A 15000-nucleotide genomic window follows, 5' to 3' on the forward strand; every position below is an offset into this window, starting at 1 on the left:
GAAACGAGGGAGTGGATGACTACGAAGCTTAAAATCACGGCGATCCAGCCCTATCCAGTATGGATAGGAACGCGCAACCAGATGCTGGTCAAGATCGAGACTGACAACGGCATCTTCGGCTGGGGCGAGAGCGGCTTGAGCGGTCGCGAGAAGGCCGTGACCGGCGCGATCGAGCACTATCGCGAGTTTCTCATCGGCCGCGATCCGATGCAGATTGGTCGGATCTGGCAAGAAGTTTATCGTAGCCAATACTTCGAAGGCGGGCGCGTTCTGCAGGCGGCGATTTCCGCCATCGACATTGCCCTTCACGATATCAAGGGTAAGGCGCTGGGGGTGCCGGCTTACGACCTGCTGGGCGGCAAGCAACGCGACCGCATTCCTACCTTCGCCTCGACCGGTGACGAGGCCGAGGGCGATGTTGCCATCGAACGCGCCCGCGAACTACGCGCACAAGGATGGCAGGCGATCCGCTTCTTCCCCATCGGGCAAAACAGCAAGAACATCTTTGAGCCGCGGGAGTCGATCGGCGCTACCGCAACTATGCTAAACAAGGCGCGTAAGTCTCTGGGCGACGACGTTGTCCTCGGCATCGACTATCATCATCGGCTTTCGGTGGCAGAGGCGGCGAGCTTCTGTAACAAGCTCGGCCGTGGCGTGATTGATTTCCTCGAGGAACCGATACGAGACGAGACACCCGAGGCCTACGAATCTCTGCGCACGATGACCGACATTCCGTTCGCCATCGGCGAGGAATTTGTCAGCAAGTGGCAATTCCTGCCCTACATCGAGCGTGGCATCCATCAGTTCAACCGGCTCGATGTTTGCAATATTGGCGGGCTCACCGAAGCGATGAAGGTCGCTGGTTGGAGCGAGGCGCACTATGTGGACCTGATGCCCCACAATCCCCTTGGGCCAGTCTGCACGGCCGCGACCATCCATCTCGCCGCCGCGGTACCGAATTTTGCTTGGCTCGAGACCAGAGCGCCTGAGACAAGGCTGGGTTTCGACAATTCCGACTTCTTCCCCGTGCAACCCCGGCTCGACGGCCCCGACTATCCGGTCAGCGATCTGCCGGGGCTCGGGGTTGAGGTTAACGAAGAGGCGGTCAAGGCGGAGAGCTTTCGTTTCTGGGAGGCGCCTCACCTGAAGCGCCGCGACGGCTCTGTTACGAACTGGTAGTTTCATCCTCGGAGTCTACAATGACGCATACTTCAGACATTACGCGACCACCCAAAGACCTGATCGACGCACTGAAGGGAATCGGTGCCGCGACGGTTGCCGGCACGCTTGGCCACATGGGCTTCCGCAATCCGCACATGATCGGCCCCATGCCGCAGAACGCCGGGAAGTCGATCGTGGGGGCGGCGCTGACGCTCCAGTTCATGCCGCAGCGGCCGGACCTCTTCACTGAGGGAGAATATGCCGATCCGGAGACGCAGTTACACCGGCACGTGCTCTATCACGCGCAAGAGGGCGATGTGGTAGTGGTCGACGCGCGGGGCGACATGAGCTCGGGCGTCTTCGGCGATATGATGTCGACGTATTTTAAAGGCAGAGGCGGCGCTGGCATCGTAATAGACGGGTGCATGCGCGACCGGCCCAACGTCGAGAAGCTAGATCTCCCCCTATGGCTGCGCGGCTGGACCCCCAACTACCATGTGCAAACCAGCATCTATCCCAATGCCGTCAACGTTCCGATTGCCTGCGGCGGTGTCACGGTAATCCCCGGCGACATCATCGTTGCCGACGACGACGGGGTGGTGGTGCTTCCAGTCGCAATGGCCTCAAAGGTAATCGAAGAGTCGCAGAAGCATCACGATTGGGAGGAGTTTTCGCGAACGAAGCTTATGGAAGGAGGATCGTTGCAGCGCTATTATCCGTTGCATGACGATGCCCGCGACGAATACGAAGAGTGGCGCAAAACAAACCGCGTGGAGAACCGAAGTTAGCTTGTGACTACCCTCTACTTGTGTCTGGCGCTGGCCGGAGCGCTTCATGACTGAGAGCCGGCGATCAACGCCGATGGACGGATGGATTGGCAAGCCGCTACCGACTACGGCAAGCGATCTCTGGTCGAGACCGCGATCCGTCGGTATACGTCGATCATCAGGCACCGGGTTAGGGCACGTTCATTCCCCACGCAACACGCGGACGTCACCGTCGGCTGCACCTCTCCTCAATCGAATGCTGGTATACGCGCCCGAAATCCGTCCGCTGCGTCACAGATACCGCATAGACACAGCATCAAAGACGGAAATCCGTTCATTCGGCTACCGATGAAACCACGCCGGCGCGTAGATGTTGCCGCGTATCAAAACGCGGACATTTGCCATCTTTTCATCGGCGTTGCTATTGTCAGCCCCGGTCCGATTCAACTGTTCCATCTGGACGCAATGGCTTGATACCCTTAGCCATCGTTGACATACTCATCAATCTCCGGATTATGCGCCTAATATCGTTCGGATGTCTGGATCCCACGATGGCTTTCCGGGGGCATTCATGAAGTTAATAATTCAAATCCCTTGCCTCAATGAAGAAGAATCACTCCCTCACGCGCTATCGTTTCTACCAAGAACGGTTCCGGGATTCGATAAGGTGGAGTGGATGGTCATCAACGACGGCAGTACGGATGCGACCGTTGAGGTGGCCCGGCGTTGCGGCGTGGATCACATCGTCGATTTCAAAACTAATCGCGGCCTTGCCAAGGCCTTTGTTGCAGGCATAGAACGTGCACTCCTTGAAGGTGCGGACGTCATCGTCAACACCGATGCGGACAATCAATACAATGCCGCTGATATTCCGGAACTGGTAAGACCGATCGTGGAGCGTCGTGCCGATTTCGTGGTTGGCAGCCGTCCAATTGCCAGCCTCGACCATTTTTCTCCAATAAAAAAACTTTTGCAGCACCTGGGAAGCTGGGTGGTGCGATTTACCTCGGGAGCTGACGTCGTTGATGCGCCAAGCGGGTTTCGCGCCTTTTCGCGCGAGGCGTCGATGCGTCTCAACGTCTTCGATTCATATAGCTATACTTTGGAATCGATCATTCAGGCCGGCCGCTCCGGCGCACGTATCATATCGGTGCCGATCCGCGTTAACGGCGAAACCCGGCCATCGCGTCTCGTGCGCAGCATCCCGCGATACGTCATGCGATCGAGCCTGTCTATAGTACGCTCGATGCTGGTCTACCGACCGGGCCTGTCGTTTTTTCTCTTGGGCCTGCCACCATTTCTGTTGGGTGCAATTCTCAGCGTCCGTTGGGTGGCCATTTATCTTGAGGGAACAACGCGTGCCCATGTCCCCAGCCTCGTTTTTGCGGCCGTGGCGCTGATCGCCGCCTTTCTCTGCTGGCTGTGCGCAATTATTGGTGAGTTGAATGGAATCAATCGAAAACTCAGCGAAGATGTACAGTTTCAGTTGCGATGCATCCGCTTTGGCCTCGGTTTCGGTGAACAGAAAGACAAATATGCAGCCTGACGGTTTAGCCGCATCGATTGGTGCACTTGTTTTACCGGAGATTCCTAAGATATTGACGCTCCTTGACCGGACGGCCGTCAGTCCTACCTATGGCTGCTTCGATCGCAGCTACTGGCATTATCGCATGCTTGATTTCCCATGTGGCATGTCGCAGGAATTCGTGCTGCCGCTCGCGCTCGTCTGGTCGATGCAGGAGCTGCCAGACAATCCCTATCGCGGCGATCCTCAGATTAGGGAGTGGATCGAAGCCGGGTTGCGGTATGCGGCCCGCGCCGCCCATCCGGATGGCTCATGCGACGACTACTATCCGTTCGAGCGAGCTGCCGGGGCCGCCGCTTTTTCACTGTTTGCAATCTTGCGTGCTGCCGAGATTCTCGACATGCCGGCAGACACCGAACTCGACCGTTTCATGATCCTTCGCTCTCGCTGGTTGGCCGAACACGTCGAGAGCGGCCGGTTGTCCAATCACGAAGCCTTAATCGTTTCCTGCCTTGAAAGTGCCCACCGTCGTTTCCCGACGGAGGGATTCGAAGCCGCCATGCACCAAAGGTTGAAGCGACTTCTTTCCTGGCAACATGCTGAGGGATGGTTCGACGAATACGGCGGGGCTGATCTCGGCTACCTGTCGCTGACCATCGGGCTTCTCGCCGATCTGGATCGGCGGCGCCCCGAGCTGTCGCTGCGGGCACCGTTGGCGGCTGCGATCGGCTTCCTAGCACATTTTGTCCACCCGGATGGCACCGTCGGCGGCGAATATTCGAGCCGCTCCACGCTCAACTTCTTTCCTTTCGGCTTCGAAATTGCAGCAGCATGGAGTGCGGAGGCACGCGCCGTCAGCCAAGAGGTGATGCGCCCGCTGATCGAGAATAGGACGCCGTGCTATTCTGACGACAGGATCATCGGCCACCATTTGTGGGCCTGGCTGTTGACGCTGCAGAATGTCTGTGCAGACCCCTGTGCCGCCGCAGAGCTGCCATCGGGGAGGCGCTGGTTTGAAGGTTGTGGCCTACTCGTCGACCGCGAAGGCGAAAACATGCTCGTCGCGGCGCTGGCCCGTGGGGGCGTCTACAAATATTTTTCCGGCGGCAAATTGGCTGTCAGTGACACCGGGGTTACATTGCGCCGGCGCTCGGATGGAAAGACCGCCGTGACGCATCTCGGCGGATCCGTAACGGCGGTCAATGGGTCGTCTTTGGCCAGCAGCGGACCAATGAGTTTTGCAAAGGGAGCGCTCCTCACCCCGCTCAAGAACGTCGTGCTGCGGCTGATCATGCTAAGTCTCGGTCGCTTTTTCCCCGATCTTATCCGACGCATGCTGCAAAGGGTGCTGGTGACAGGCAAGAATGACGCGCCATATCGATATGACCGGCGTTTCGAAAAGACGCAGAGGGGCTGGACGGTGCGCGACGCGATTACCAGCGCTGACGGCTGGAGCGACGTAGGATTGATCGGCATTTCCGGGCATCAGACGTCGATCACAACCATCATGGCACGAGTCTACCAACAGGATCAGTTGGCGTGCTTCATAGCGCTCACTGACGAGCTTGTAGGTCTTGATGCCAATACGCCGCTGATCTTCGAACGTCGATTGTCTGCAACATGAAAAAGCTAATCGGCCTTGTCGTCAGCGCGGCCATTCTCGCATTGCTCTACACCTCCATCGACACAGGCGGCATATGGGCGGCGGCGCAATTGACAAGACCAGCTTGGCTGATTGCAGGACTGTTGTTTGTCATCCCGCTCACGTTGCTCACGGCATGGCGGTTTACAATCCTTGTCGGCGGCTTGCAGGTAGGCTTTCTGGAATCGAACCGTCTGATATTGGCCGCAAGTACCCTCAACATGATACTACCTTCCAAACTGGGTGATCTCGCCAAGGCGCATGTTCTTTCCCGTCGTCACGGGATGAAGGCAAGCTTGTCCTTTTCCGTTGTAGTGTTGGAAAAGGCGGTCGACATGATATCGCTTTTGATCTGGGGCGTATTTGGGATACTTGTCGTCGGTATGAAACAACCAGCGATGCTCTGGCTGCTGCTGCCAGTGGCCGGTGGGCTCGTGCTGATCGCGGTTTTGATATCACCGTCCCGGTTTTTGCCGCGGATCCTCACTCTGCTCGGTGATCTGATGCCTGCGCGACCAAAGCGCGGGCTGGAGGCATTCGCCACAAGCTGGCAGGAAATGCTGGCCTGGTTCTGGGATCACGCGAGAAGAGCCTTGGGCGTTCTTCTTCTGTCGTTCATCATCTGGGGCGCGCATCTCTTTCAGTTCTGGGTATTTTGCCATGCCCTCAACGGCGAGGTGCCCTTGCTGGAGAATGCGGCCTTCGCCACGCTTTCGATACTGGTTGGTCTGCTGCCCTTCACGTTCGCCGGTGTTGGCACGCGAGATGCTGCGATCGTGTTTTTTTACGCGCCCTACCTCCCCCCGCAACAGGCCGCTCTCCTCGGTATTTTGGCGACATTGCGTTATATTATTCCGGCAATTGCTGGCGCTCCTTTTGTCGCCGACTTTGCCGGATTGACGGATCGGGCACGAGGCAGTTCTGAACGCGATGAGGTGAAATCGCGATGACGAACCCGATTGGCCGATCCGTATATGCTACGTCCTTATCGTCCATCGCCGATTATGTCCGCGACCGTCTCGTCGCAAACGACGAGGGTAGGTTCTGGTTCGTGCTGGCTTTTGGTCTCGGATTGATCTCAGCGTTGTCTTTCGAGGTCAGGGCGTTCGCGCTGCCGATCGATACTATCAGCAGCGATGCTCGAATGTTTTTGTCTTGGATGGGACAATGGGACAATCCCGATCTGTTGAATGGCGATTTCGTTGCGGACTATTGGAAAGCCGTTAGCCCTTGGGCGTACACCGGCGTGTTTCGCCTTGCTTGGGAACTGGGCCTTCCGCCCGTTGTATTCGCAAAAATCATTCCAGCCCTTCTTTTGCTACTCGTCCCAGTTTTCACGTTCCGCTTTATCCGCGCCATTAACGGCGAGCCGCTGGTCGCCTTTTTGGCGAGCGCCGCCGTGCTTCACTATCTAGCGCGCGCCATTGTCTCGGGCACACCAAGAGACCTTTGGCCGATTCTGCTATTGGCGATACTTGATGGCCTAGCAAGGGGCCGCATTTTTCAGACAGCACTGGCCCAGCTCCTGCTGACGGGCAGCTATCCTCAAATGGCGATGGCGACCGCGACGATGATTGGCCTTACATTCCTGGATTTCTTTCCCCGCCTTAAAGCGGATCTATCCCGACAAAGGATAGTGCTGATCGCCGTCTGCGCAATGGCGACGATAACAGGTATCCTTCCGTTCTTGGTGAGCAGCGGAGGTTACGCGCCCAGCTTTTCGCTGGCCGAAGCGCTAAAAATCCCAACATTTCAGCCCGGTGGAAGGGGCCAGCTTTTTCCAGCTAACGGCGCCTTCAATGTGTTGTGCGGGTCCCGGCTGAGCTTCCTTGTCAACTGCAACGGGGCAGCAATTCTGAAACCCTCCCTTCTGGTGGGGCTCGTATTGGGTGGATCCATCGTCCTATTTCTGCGCAAGCAACGCGCGGCAAAGGGTATAATGGCTTCGAATATTCCTTTCCTACTCATGATCGCATCGATCCTATGGTTCATTTTGGCCCGAGCCATGTTGTTTCGGCTGCATCTGCCAAACCGTTACACCGCAGCTACTGAGTTGCTGATTTATTTGACCGCATTTCCCCTTGTTGTCGAATGGGTTCGACGACGCCTACAGTCTAACTCGCTTTGGCTCAGCCGATCCGGACGACGCGTTCTGGTTGGGGGTGCGATTATCCTGTTAATTGTTTGCGCCCTCGGCGCGGTCAATGTCCGTGTGGCATTCACACGTCCGAACCTGGAGCTTCTGAACGCCCTGCGGGGGCTGCCCGAAACGTCGGTGGTTGGGGGTTTCGTCGAGGACTTGGACTTCTCCCCCGCGCTGACGAATCGTTCGACTCTATTTAGTCGTGAACTCGCCATCGCTTACCAGAAAGGCTATTTCCTACCGATCATGGCCCGGATGGAAGCGGTCAAAGATATTGTAATGACCCATGATCCCGAAGTTCTCGTTGACCGCATTAGCGCTTTGAAAATTACCCATCTCGTCATTCGACAATCAGACCTCAGCGAAGCACGATTGCCACCAGCGTTTCGCAGCTTCTTCGATGAAGCCCAATTAAAAAGGGATGAAGACGTGGAAAAGCGTGTTGGGTCAATTCTCTCCAAGTTAGCACCTATCTGCACGGCAGGTGTCTATAACGGCGTTTCGCTCATTTCGACAACGTGTCTTGTTGAGGCCGCGAAACGATAACAAAGTCGCCAATGCGCATTCGAAAATGCTTGCCGAACGTGGCAATTGAGCTACCGTCTCTTCCGCAAATTTGTGGCTCTGTCAGTTATGCGCGTCGTGCGGTGCGCATAGAAGGCAGAGCGATCGGCCATCTGATTCTGGATGCCGAAGGCGAGGCGCGGGGCGATTTCCTAACAAACCGCACCGGTTTTGTGGTGCTGCATCCCGCGGAGGCTGCAGATGGCCGGCTAACGATAGTCCACAGCGGTGGACGGTGAGAGAGGAAACCGTGTTCCCCCGGCGCAACGCCATTGATCTGCAGGATTAAGCGGCTCGCGGGCAATGCTCTTGACTTGTTCGGTTCCGAAACAGCCGCGAGAGGTTTGATCTGCGACAGAGTTTATTTTTCCTTTGCCCGTCCGCCCTATTTGCAGATCAATTGTATTGACGCTATATTGCGTCAATAGATTTGGCATTATGTGGATTTTGCACCCCATGAGTATCGCACAATATGCAGACCAAGGCTTATTCTCGCCTCGCAAGTTTGCAGAGGCACTCCGAACCACGAGCGATGAAATCGCTCGCACGGCCGGACTCGGAAAGGACGCGATCCAGCGAAAGGATCGCATTCGCTCGGACAAGACACAGCGGCGTCTGCGTGAAGTGGCGGAAATCATCAACAAGGTGGAACCACGTTTTGGATCAGCACTAATGGCATACGCTTGGTATCGCTCCGAACCCCTGCATGGGTTTTCTGGATTGACGGCAATGCAATTGGTGCGGGACGGGCGGGCCGGCGATGTGCTCGAGTATATTGACGCCATCGACGCAGGTGTTCACGCCTGATATCGTCTATGTATTTTAAAGGAACTCTTTTTCGAGCGCTTAATCCGATCTACGCGCGCGAGCCCCTGTCGGGCCGTGGTGCGCAGCTTTATGGCGGCCGGTTCAATCGACAGGGTACCCCGGCGCTCTACACATCTCTTTCGGTAATGACAGCGCTACGGGAAGCCAATCAGGTCGGGAGCCTGCAGCCAACGACACTCGTTTCCTACGATGTCGACATAGAGAAAGTCTTTGATTGTCGGGACAGCGAGGCGTTGCGACGGGAAGGTATGGCCGCCGCAAGTCTTTCAGATCCCACATGGCGTAATCAGATGGTTGAGAACGGCGAAGCTGTGACACAGTTGTTCGCCCAAAGGCTCAGCGCATCTGGGTACTACGGATTGCTCGTTAGAAGCTTCGCGCACGGCGCAGCTGCCGAAGATCTCAATCTCGTGCTTTGGAAATGGAGCGGCATCTTACCCAGCCGCGTCACTCTCATTGATGATGAGCATCGGTTGTCGCCGCCATTTTGACGCGGCCACATACACGCCGAGGCGCCGCAATCTTGTGAAAAAAAATGGGCCTGCGGAGACCGCGGCCCATGAAGTGTGAAGGTCATACAACCTCCAGAGGGGAACAGCTGCGGCAGTGGGACTGGCAGGAAGCTGCCATCTGCATCAGCTATACGCGTTATGATCATTTTTTGACCATTTGGAAAACATTTAATTTGCATCTCAGCTATGCAAAAGCCCCCCTGCTTGCAGGCCCTCGATGCGTCTTTTCTACGCCGCGTGGGCTGGGTGATTACGGCCCCCCTGCGGCTATGAGGCCTCGGGAACACATGGACGTTCTCAAACAGGACTCCACGCGTCTCCAGATCAGAATAATCGTCGAATACGCACCATGTCGTCCGGCGTCAGCGTTGTGATGATGCGGTACTCCCCGCTGTTGCGCCGGCAAAGAGGGTCGCCGGTTCTGCCACGAGCCAGTATGTGACTTTCGAGGCCAGGCCAGCCCAGACGATCTTCGTTACCCGCGAGGTCAATCGCGTCAAACGGTGGATAAGGTGAACATCTGCGTGCGCCACATAGAGCAGCAATCCTCCGAACGCGCCTGAACCGGCTACGTGATGGCCGTGCGGACAATCTGCACACATCCTCTGCGGCTCGAGGTCACGACTGATCTGGTTGCCCCCCGGATCGAACGAAATGAATTCTATTATTGGTGTCATCAACGAAGCTGCGGCAAGATTGTCAGCACTTTCATTTCTGCGTAATATTGGATGGAGCCTTTTTGAGGAGCTTAGGGAGGAAATCCTGCAGCATGGCTAAGCTCGTGTTCGCCTTGAACCAGTCCCTGGATGGGTATGTCGACCACATGAAATTCGCACCTGATCCGGCGCTTTTTCGTCATTTCATCGAAGACATCAGCAGTGTTGCCGGCTGCGTGTACGGCGGCCGCATGTACGAGGTGATGCGGTATTGGGATGAAGACAATTCCGAGTGGGACGAGGGGGAGCGCGACTACGCAGCGGCCTGGAGGAGCAAGCCAAAATGGGTTGTGTCGCGCTCGCTGAAGTCAGTCGGTCCGAACGCCACTCTTGTCCCGGATGATATCGAGACGACAATACGCAGGCTCAAGGCTCAACAGGATGGGGTGATCGAAGTTGCCGGGCCCGAGCTGGCGCAAAGCCTGACCGATCTTGGCCTTGTTGATGAATATCGACTATACCTCCATCCCGTCGTGCTAGGTTATGGCAAGCCCTTCTTCGCCGGCCCGCGGCCGCCGCTGCGCCTCGTGGCGAGCGATCGAATTGGTGGGAACGTGATCAGGTTGACATACGTTCCCTCATAGTCGCTCGACAAACGCGATAGAGTGCTGAGAATGTCAGTTTCAGGATCAGCAGCAGCTGTCTCCGACGTTGGCATGGGGAACGAAAGACGATATCAGACGCATAGTCTTGCCTTTAGCACCAGCCTGGGCGAACTTTCTTGCAGTGCGTTTTCACGAATGGCATCCAACGAATGAACAACACCATACTCGATACTTTGACCGGAATGTTCTTCACCGTCGACGATCCCGATGGAAGCTATGGCACCGGCCAAGTTATTCGCCTCGCTGCCGAGGGCATCTATTTCGTTCGTTTCGACGGTAACGAGGTGACGCTGCCCTTGGAGCTCGTATCCATCGGTGAGATGTTGCAGACCACCGAGGAGGAATTCAAACTTTGGCGGTTCTTCGATACAATCGAGGAAAGAGATAAGTGGATCGAATGGCTGGATGCACCATCCAAACCCCGGGTCATCTCGCTTGTGAAGCCTATCAAATAGGGCTTGTTGAGCTTGACCTTGCCCGCTGGCGAGTGATCTTCCGGTGTCCCGAGGAAAGTTGCCAGGCGACCGAAGTTGCGGAGATAGTTGCGCTGCGTTTCGCGTGAGAAACGTCGCATGTTCATGTCGTCGATCAGCCTCTGGCGCAGCGGGCTGATGGGTGCATCAAGAACTGATGGGACATCGTCAGGCTCCTTGTTGAAGAAGCCCGTAATGGTCTGCTTGAACGACGCTCAATGCATGTGAGACCGGGTGTGGATCTCTACCTCAACCGCGGGCGCCCTCCCGCGCAGGGGGTTCGTTCACCGGCCCAAACTAGACGGCCATGCGAAGTTGTTGTTCATCGCGCTCGCGTTGAGAGGCTAACGACGACAGGGTCACCCCCAACAGGCGGACGCCCAGTCGAAATGGAAAGGCGGTCTCCAGCAGTGCCGATGCGTGTTGCAGAATTTCGTCTTCGCAAGAAAACGAATGCGATATCGTTCGGCTTCGTGTTGCTTGCTGGAAGTCGGCGTATTTGATCTTCACGGTGACAGTCTTGCCGACAATACCGTGACGTTGACAGTGACCCCACACCTTCGCGGCAAGAGGGGCGAGTTCGGCTTTTGCAGCCTTCAGCGCGAAGATGTCCTCGGTAAACGTATCCTCTGCGCCGATCGACTTCCGCTCCCTGTCGGGGTTGACCTGCCGATTGTCGACGCCGCGGGCGATCCCGTAAAGGTAAGCTCCGGATTTTCCGAAGTGCGCGGCCAAATATTCTAACGTCCGGCTCTTCAGATCCGCTCCGGTTTCGATGCCGAGACGGCGCATCTTCTCGGCTGTCGCCGGGCCGACGCCGTGGAACTTTTTGACCGCAAGCGCCTCAACGAAGGCGGGACCGTTCTTCGGGGAGATCAGGGCCTGACCATTCGGCTTGTTGAGATCCGATGCCATCTTGGCGAGGAACTTGTTGTAGGAAATTCCGGCAGAGGCATTGAGGCCGGTGACAGTTTTGATCCTGTCTCTGATCTCGGCCGCGATCTCGGTGGCGACTGCCATTCCTTTCAAGTTTTCCGTCACATCGAGATAGGCTTCGTCGAGCGATAATGGCTCGATCAAAGGCGTGTACTCGGCAAAGATCTCCCGGATTTGCTGCGACACCGCCTTATAGACGTCGAAGCGCGGAGGGACAAAGATCAGATCCGGGCATTTGCGCGCCGCTGTCACTGAGGGCATTGCGGAATGGACACCAAACTTTCGGGCCTCGTAGCTAGCAGCCGCGACTACGCCGCGGGCGGCAGCACTGCCAACAGCCAACGGCTTGCCACGGAGCTCCGGATTGTCTCGCTGTTCCACCGACGCGTAGAAAGCATCCATGTCGACGTGTATGATCTTGCGAACGGTTGGTGCGGCGTCATCGCTCATCGGACGCTACTTCCACATGGTACGCATGCGAGCGCCGACATCGATCCTGATCTGACGGGCGCTGCGCTCGCTCGTTTGAGCGGAAACTTTCGGCCAGCTTGTTACTTCAAAAAACTGCAGGAGCGTTGCTGGAATGAATCGTGTCCTCGAGGCATAGACATGCCGATCGCCCTGCGTGTTCTGGCCATAGGTGAAGAACCGTTGCGGTATCACGAGCGTCAAACTGTCCCGTGCCCGCGTCATGCCGACATAGAGCAGTCGGCGCTCTTCCTCAATTTCCGCTGTTGTGCCGACGCCGAGATCAGAGGGAATGCAACCGTCGACCACGTTCAGCATGAACACTGATCGCCACTCCTGGCCTTTGGCAGAATGGATGGTGGACAGGATCAGATAGTCTTCATCCAGCAAGGGAACGCCGGCCTGATCACTGGTCGCATCCGGCGGATCAAGGGTGAGTTCGGTCAGGAAACGTTCTCGGCTCGGGTAGCCGCCGGCAATCTGCTCAAGCTGGAGCAGATCGGCTTTGCGCGTATCGGCATCCTCGTGAATCCTTTCCAGATGAGGCTCATACCAGATGCGGGCCACCTCCAGTTCGCGTGGCCAAGTGCCGCTGCTTTTCAGGAGAGAGGTAAGCAACGTCACGAAGGAGGGCCAATCCTCGCCGGTCTTGGGTGGGGGTGGAATTTCGGCCAGTGACTGAAGAGGCTCCGGATCTGTTGCTATCGTGTCGAGGATCTTTCCAGCCGTCTGTGGTCCAATGCCAGGCAGCATCTGGAGCAGCCGGAAGCCGGCGACCCGATCGCGAGGGTTCTGGGCAAATCTGAGAACAGCCAGGAGATCCTTCACATGCGCGCTGTCGAGGAACTTCAGGCCGCCAAATTTAACGAAAGGGATGTTGCGGCGTGTCAACTCGACTTCCAGCGCTCCGCTATGGCTCGACGCACGAAACAAGACGGCCTGCTGTTTCAGGGGAATGCCAACTTCCCGATTGGCCAAGACCTGTTCGGCGATGTGATTGGCCTGATCGGTTTCATCCTTGACCGTGACCAACCATGGTCGTTGTTCGGAAGCGCGATCTGTCCAGAGGTTCTTGGTGAAGCGTTCGCGCGCGAGATCGATAACGCCATTTGCGGCCGCAAGGATCGGCTGAGTTGAGCGGTAGTTCCTGTCGAGAGTGATGACGTCGGCCGGGATCGGCGAGAATACCTTTGGAAAGTCGAGAATGTTTCGGACTGTGGCCGCGCGAAATGAATAGATGGATTGAGCATCGTCGCCAACAACGGTCAGTCCGCCCCCATCCGGCTTTATTGAAAACAGGATTGATGCCTGGAGTTTGTTGGTATCCTGGTATTCATCGACAAGCACGTGATCGAACCGCTGACCGACATCCGCTGCCAATTCCGGATCGGACATCATCTGCGCCCAATAGAGAAGCAGATCGTCATAATCGAGCACGTTCTGCATCTGCTTCGCCTCGACGTAGGCCGCGAAAAGCTGCTTCAGTTGTTCTTCCCAGCCGGCCACCCAGGGATATGCCGATTTCAGCACCTCGACGATCGAGCTCTCCGAATTGACCACGCGCGAATAGATCGCAAGGCATGTACCCTTTGTCGGGAAACGACCGTCTGTCTTGGACAACCCCAATTCGTGGCGCACGAGGTTCATCAGATCGGCGCTGTCCTCGCGGTCATGGATCGTAAAGTCGACGTTGAGACCGATCTGTTCGGCATAGATTCTCAGCAGACGCGCGCCGATACCGTGGAAGGTTCCGGACCAGGCGAGGGCATCGGTCATGATCGCGGAGTTATCGCCGAGCACCTGCCTGCAGATGCGTTGAACACGACGGGCCATTTCGGATGAAGCTCTGCGTGAGAAGGTCATGAGCAGAATGCGTCGTGGATCAGCACCCTTAACGATCAGATGCGCGACTCGGTGGGCGAGCGTATTTGTTTTGCCTGAGCCGGCGCCCGCGATGATCAGCAACGGCCCGCTGGCTGCGCCTTGCGAGGTGCCAGCACCGTATTCCACTGCTTCTCTTTGGCGGTCATTCAGTTTGTCGAGGTAAGCTGTCATATCGAGGCGCCGTTTGGGCCACCCTCATAGGAGGCGGCCGATCTGTGACTTATATGTGAATGCGAACAAAAAGTGAACTTGCGTCCCGCTTTTTTTTCGAACTCAATTTGAAGTTTGGTCGTTCTCAGGCGGCCACCACTTCCACGACGTCGATGTTCCCATCGGCACACGGTTTCTGCCGAAGCCCTATAGAATAGACGATGTCCTTGATGTGACGTCGGAACTGATCTCCCGTCCGGCCGCGCCTTGGCAAGTCAAAAGCGTAGCCTGACTTGCAACGTGGCAACGGTTACGAACCTGTTTAGAGTGGAGCCGCTGTGAGGAACATGGCAACCGGCAAGCCTAATGCCGAGGCAGTTAAAGCAAGCATCGAGGCCATCTTTATCAATCGCGCTCGCCGCGCTCTTCCGTGATCCCATTCGTACGCCATACAGGTTCCTCCGCCTGGCAATCAACCACCCGAATGAACAGGAGTCGAGTCCAAGAACCTCGAATTTTGGGGAAGCAGACATCGCGACGATCGACGCGACAAAAGACGCTGTTGGGATCGTCCGATCACTAGACTCCTGGTTGCGGGCATGCAAATTTTAGGTGGGGCAGGGCGA

General features: G+C 56.6%; 13 protein-coding genes and 1 pseudogene. 12 read left to right on the forward strand and 2 right to left on the reverse strand.

Annotated features, from left to right (window positions below):
• The first annotated feature begins 15 nt into the window (after window positions 1–15).
• The 12 genes and pseudogenes from QO002_RS25315 to QO002_RS25365 all read left to right on the forward strand — a co-directional run bounded on the left by QO002_RS25315 (window position 16) and on the right by QO002_RS25365 (window position 10918).
• Window positions 16–1179, forward strand: a complete 1164-nt coding sequence (locus tag QO002_RS25315) for a mandelate racemase/muconate lactonizing enzyme family protein (protein ID WP_307235186.1) — start codon at window positions 16–18, stop codon at window positions 1177–1179.
• Between the two features lie 20 nt (window positions 1180–1199).
• On the forward strand, window positions 1200–1949 hold the full coding sequence (locus QO002_RS25320) for a ribonuclease activity regulator RraA (RefSeq protein ID WP_307235188.1): 750 nt from the start codon (window positions 1200–1202) through the stop codon (window positions 1947–1949).
• A gap of 60 nt (window positions 1950–2009) precedes the next feature.
• A pseudogene (locus QO002_RS25325) lies at window positions 2010–2236 on the forward strand (IS5/IS1182 family transposase); the annotation flags it as partial.
• A 263-nt stretch (window positions 2237–2499) separates the two neighbouring features.
• On the forward strand, window positions 2500–3474 hold the full coding sequence (locus QO002_RS25330) for a glycosyltransferase family 2 protein (RefSeq protein ID WP_307235190.1): 975 nt from the start codon (window positions 2500–2502) through the stop codon (window positions 3472–3474).
• A 52-nt stretch (window positions 3475–3526) separates the two neighbouring features.
• Window positions 3527–5077, forward strand: coding sequence for a hypothetical protein (locus QO002_RS25335; RefSeq protein WP_307235192.1), 1551 nt, complete (start codon window positions 3527–3529; stop codon window positions 5075–5077).
• Window positions 5074–6045 (forward strand): lysylphosphatidylglycerol synthase transmembrane domain-containing protein, encoded by a 972-nt coding sequence (locus tag QO002_RS25340; RefSeq protein ID WP_307235194.1) that lies wholly within the window; start codon window positions 5074–5076, stop codon window positions 6043–6045. The genes QO002_RS25335 and QO002_RS25340 overlap by 4 nt, the downstream gene beginning before the upstream one ends.
• Window positions 6042–7784, forward strand: coding sequence for a hypothetical protein (locus QO002_RS25345; RefSeq protein ID WP_307235196.1), 1743 nt, complete (start codon window positions 6042–6044; stop codon window positions 7782–7784). Before QO002_RS25340 ends, QO002_RS25345 begins: the two co-directional genes overlap by 4 nt.
• A gap of 11 nt (window positions 7785–7795) precedes the next feature.
• Window positions 7796–8041: a D-apionate lactonase family protein gene (locus QO002_RS31195; protein ID WP_503128903.1), complete on the forward strand. Its 246-nt coding sequence runs from the start codon at window positions 7796–7798 to the stop codon at window positions 8039–8041.
• Between the two features lie 217 nt (window positions 8042–8258).
• The gene (locus QO002_RS25350) at window positions 8259–8609 is read left to right on the forward strand and encodes an antitoxin Xre/MbcA/ParS toxin-binding domain-containing protein (protein WP_307235199.1); all 351 of its coding nucleotides are present in this window, start codon (window positions 8259–8261) and stop codon (window positions 8607–8609) included.
• 8 nt (window positions 8610–8617) lie between these two features.
• Window positions 8618–9121, forward strand: a complete 504-nt coding sequence (locus tag QO002_RS25355; RefSeq protein ID WP_307235201.1) for an RES family NAD+ phosphorylase — start codon at window positions 8618–8620, stop codon at window positions 9119–9121.
• Window positions 9122–9911: 790 nt separating this feature from the next.
• Window positions 9912–10442: a dihydrofolate reductase family protein gene (locus QO002_RS25360; RefSeq protein ID WP_307235203.1), complete on the forward strand. Its 531-nt coding sequence runs from the start codon at window positions 9912–9914 to the stop codon at window positions 10440–10442.
• Window positions 10443–10612: 170 nt separating this feature from the next.
• On the forward strand, window positions 10613–10918 hold the full coding sequence (locus QO002_RS25365; protein ID WP_307235205.1) for a hypothetical protein: 306 nt from the start codon (window positions 10613–10615) through the stop codon (window positions 10916–10918).
• 315 nt (window positions 10919–11233) lie between these two features.
• Here QO002_RS25365 and dinB read toward each other — a convergent pair whose 3' ends face one another.
• Window positions 11234–12322, reverse strand: coding sequence for a DNA polymerase IV (gene dinB / locus QO002_RS25370; protein WP_307235207.1), 1089 nt, complete (start codon window positions 12320–12322; stop codon window positions 11234–11236).
• Window positions 12323–12328: 6 nt separating this feature from the next.
• Window positions 12329–14395: an ATP-dependent helicase gene (locus QO002_RS25375; RefSeq protein ID WP_307235210.1), complete on the reverse strand. Its 2067-nt coding sequence runs from the start codon at window positions 14393–14395 to the stop codon at window positions 12329–12331.
• Window positions 14396–15000: the final 605 nt, after the last annotated feature.

Origin of the sequence: Pararhizobium capsulatum DSM 1112 (genome assembly GCF_030814475.1) — a bacterium.
Classification (GTDB): domain Bacteria; phylum Pseudomonadota; class Alphaproteobacteria; order Rhizobiales; family Rhizobiaceae; genus Pararhizobium; species Pararhizobium capsulatum.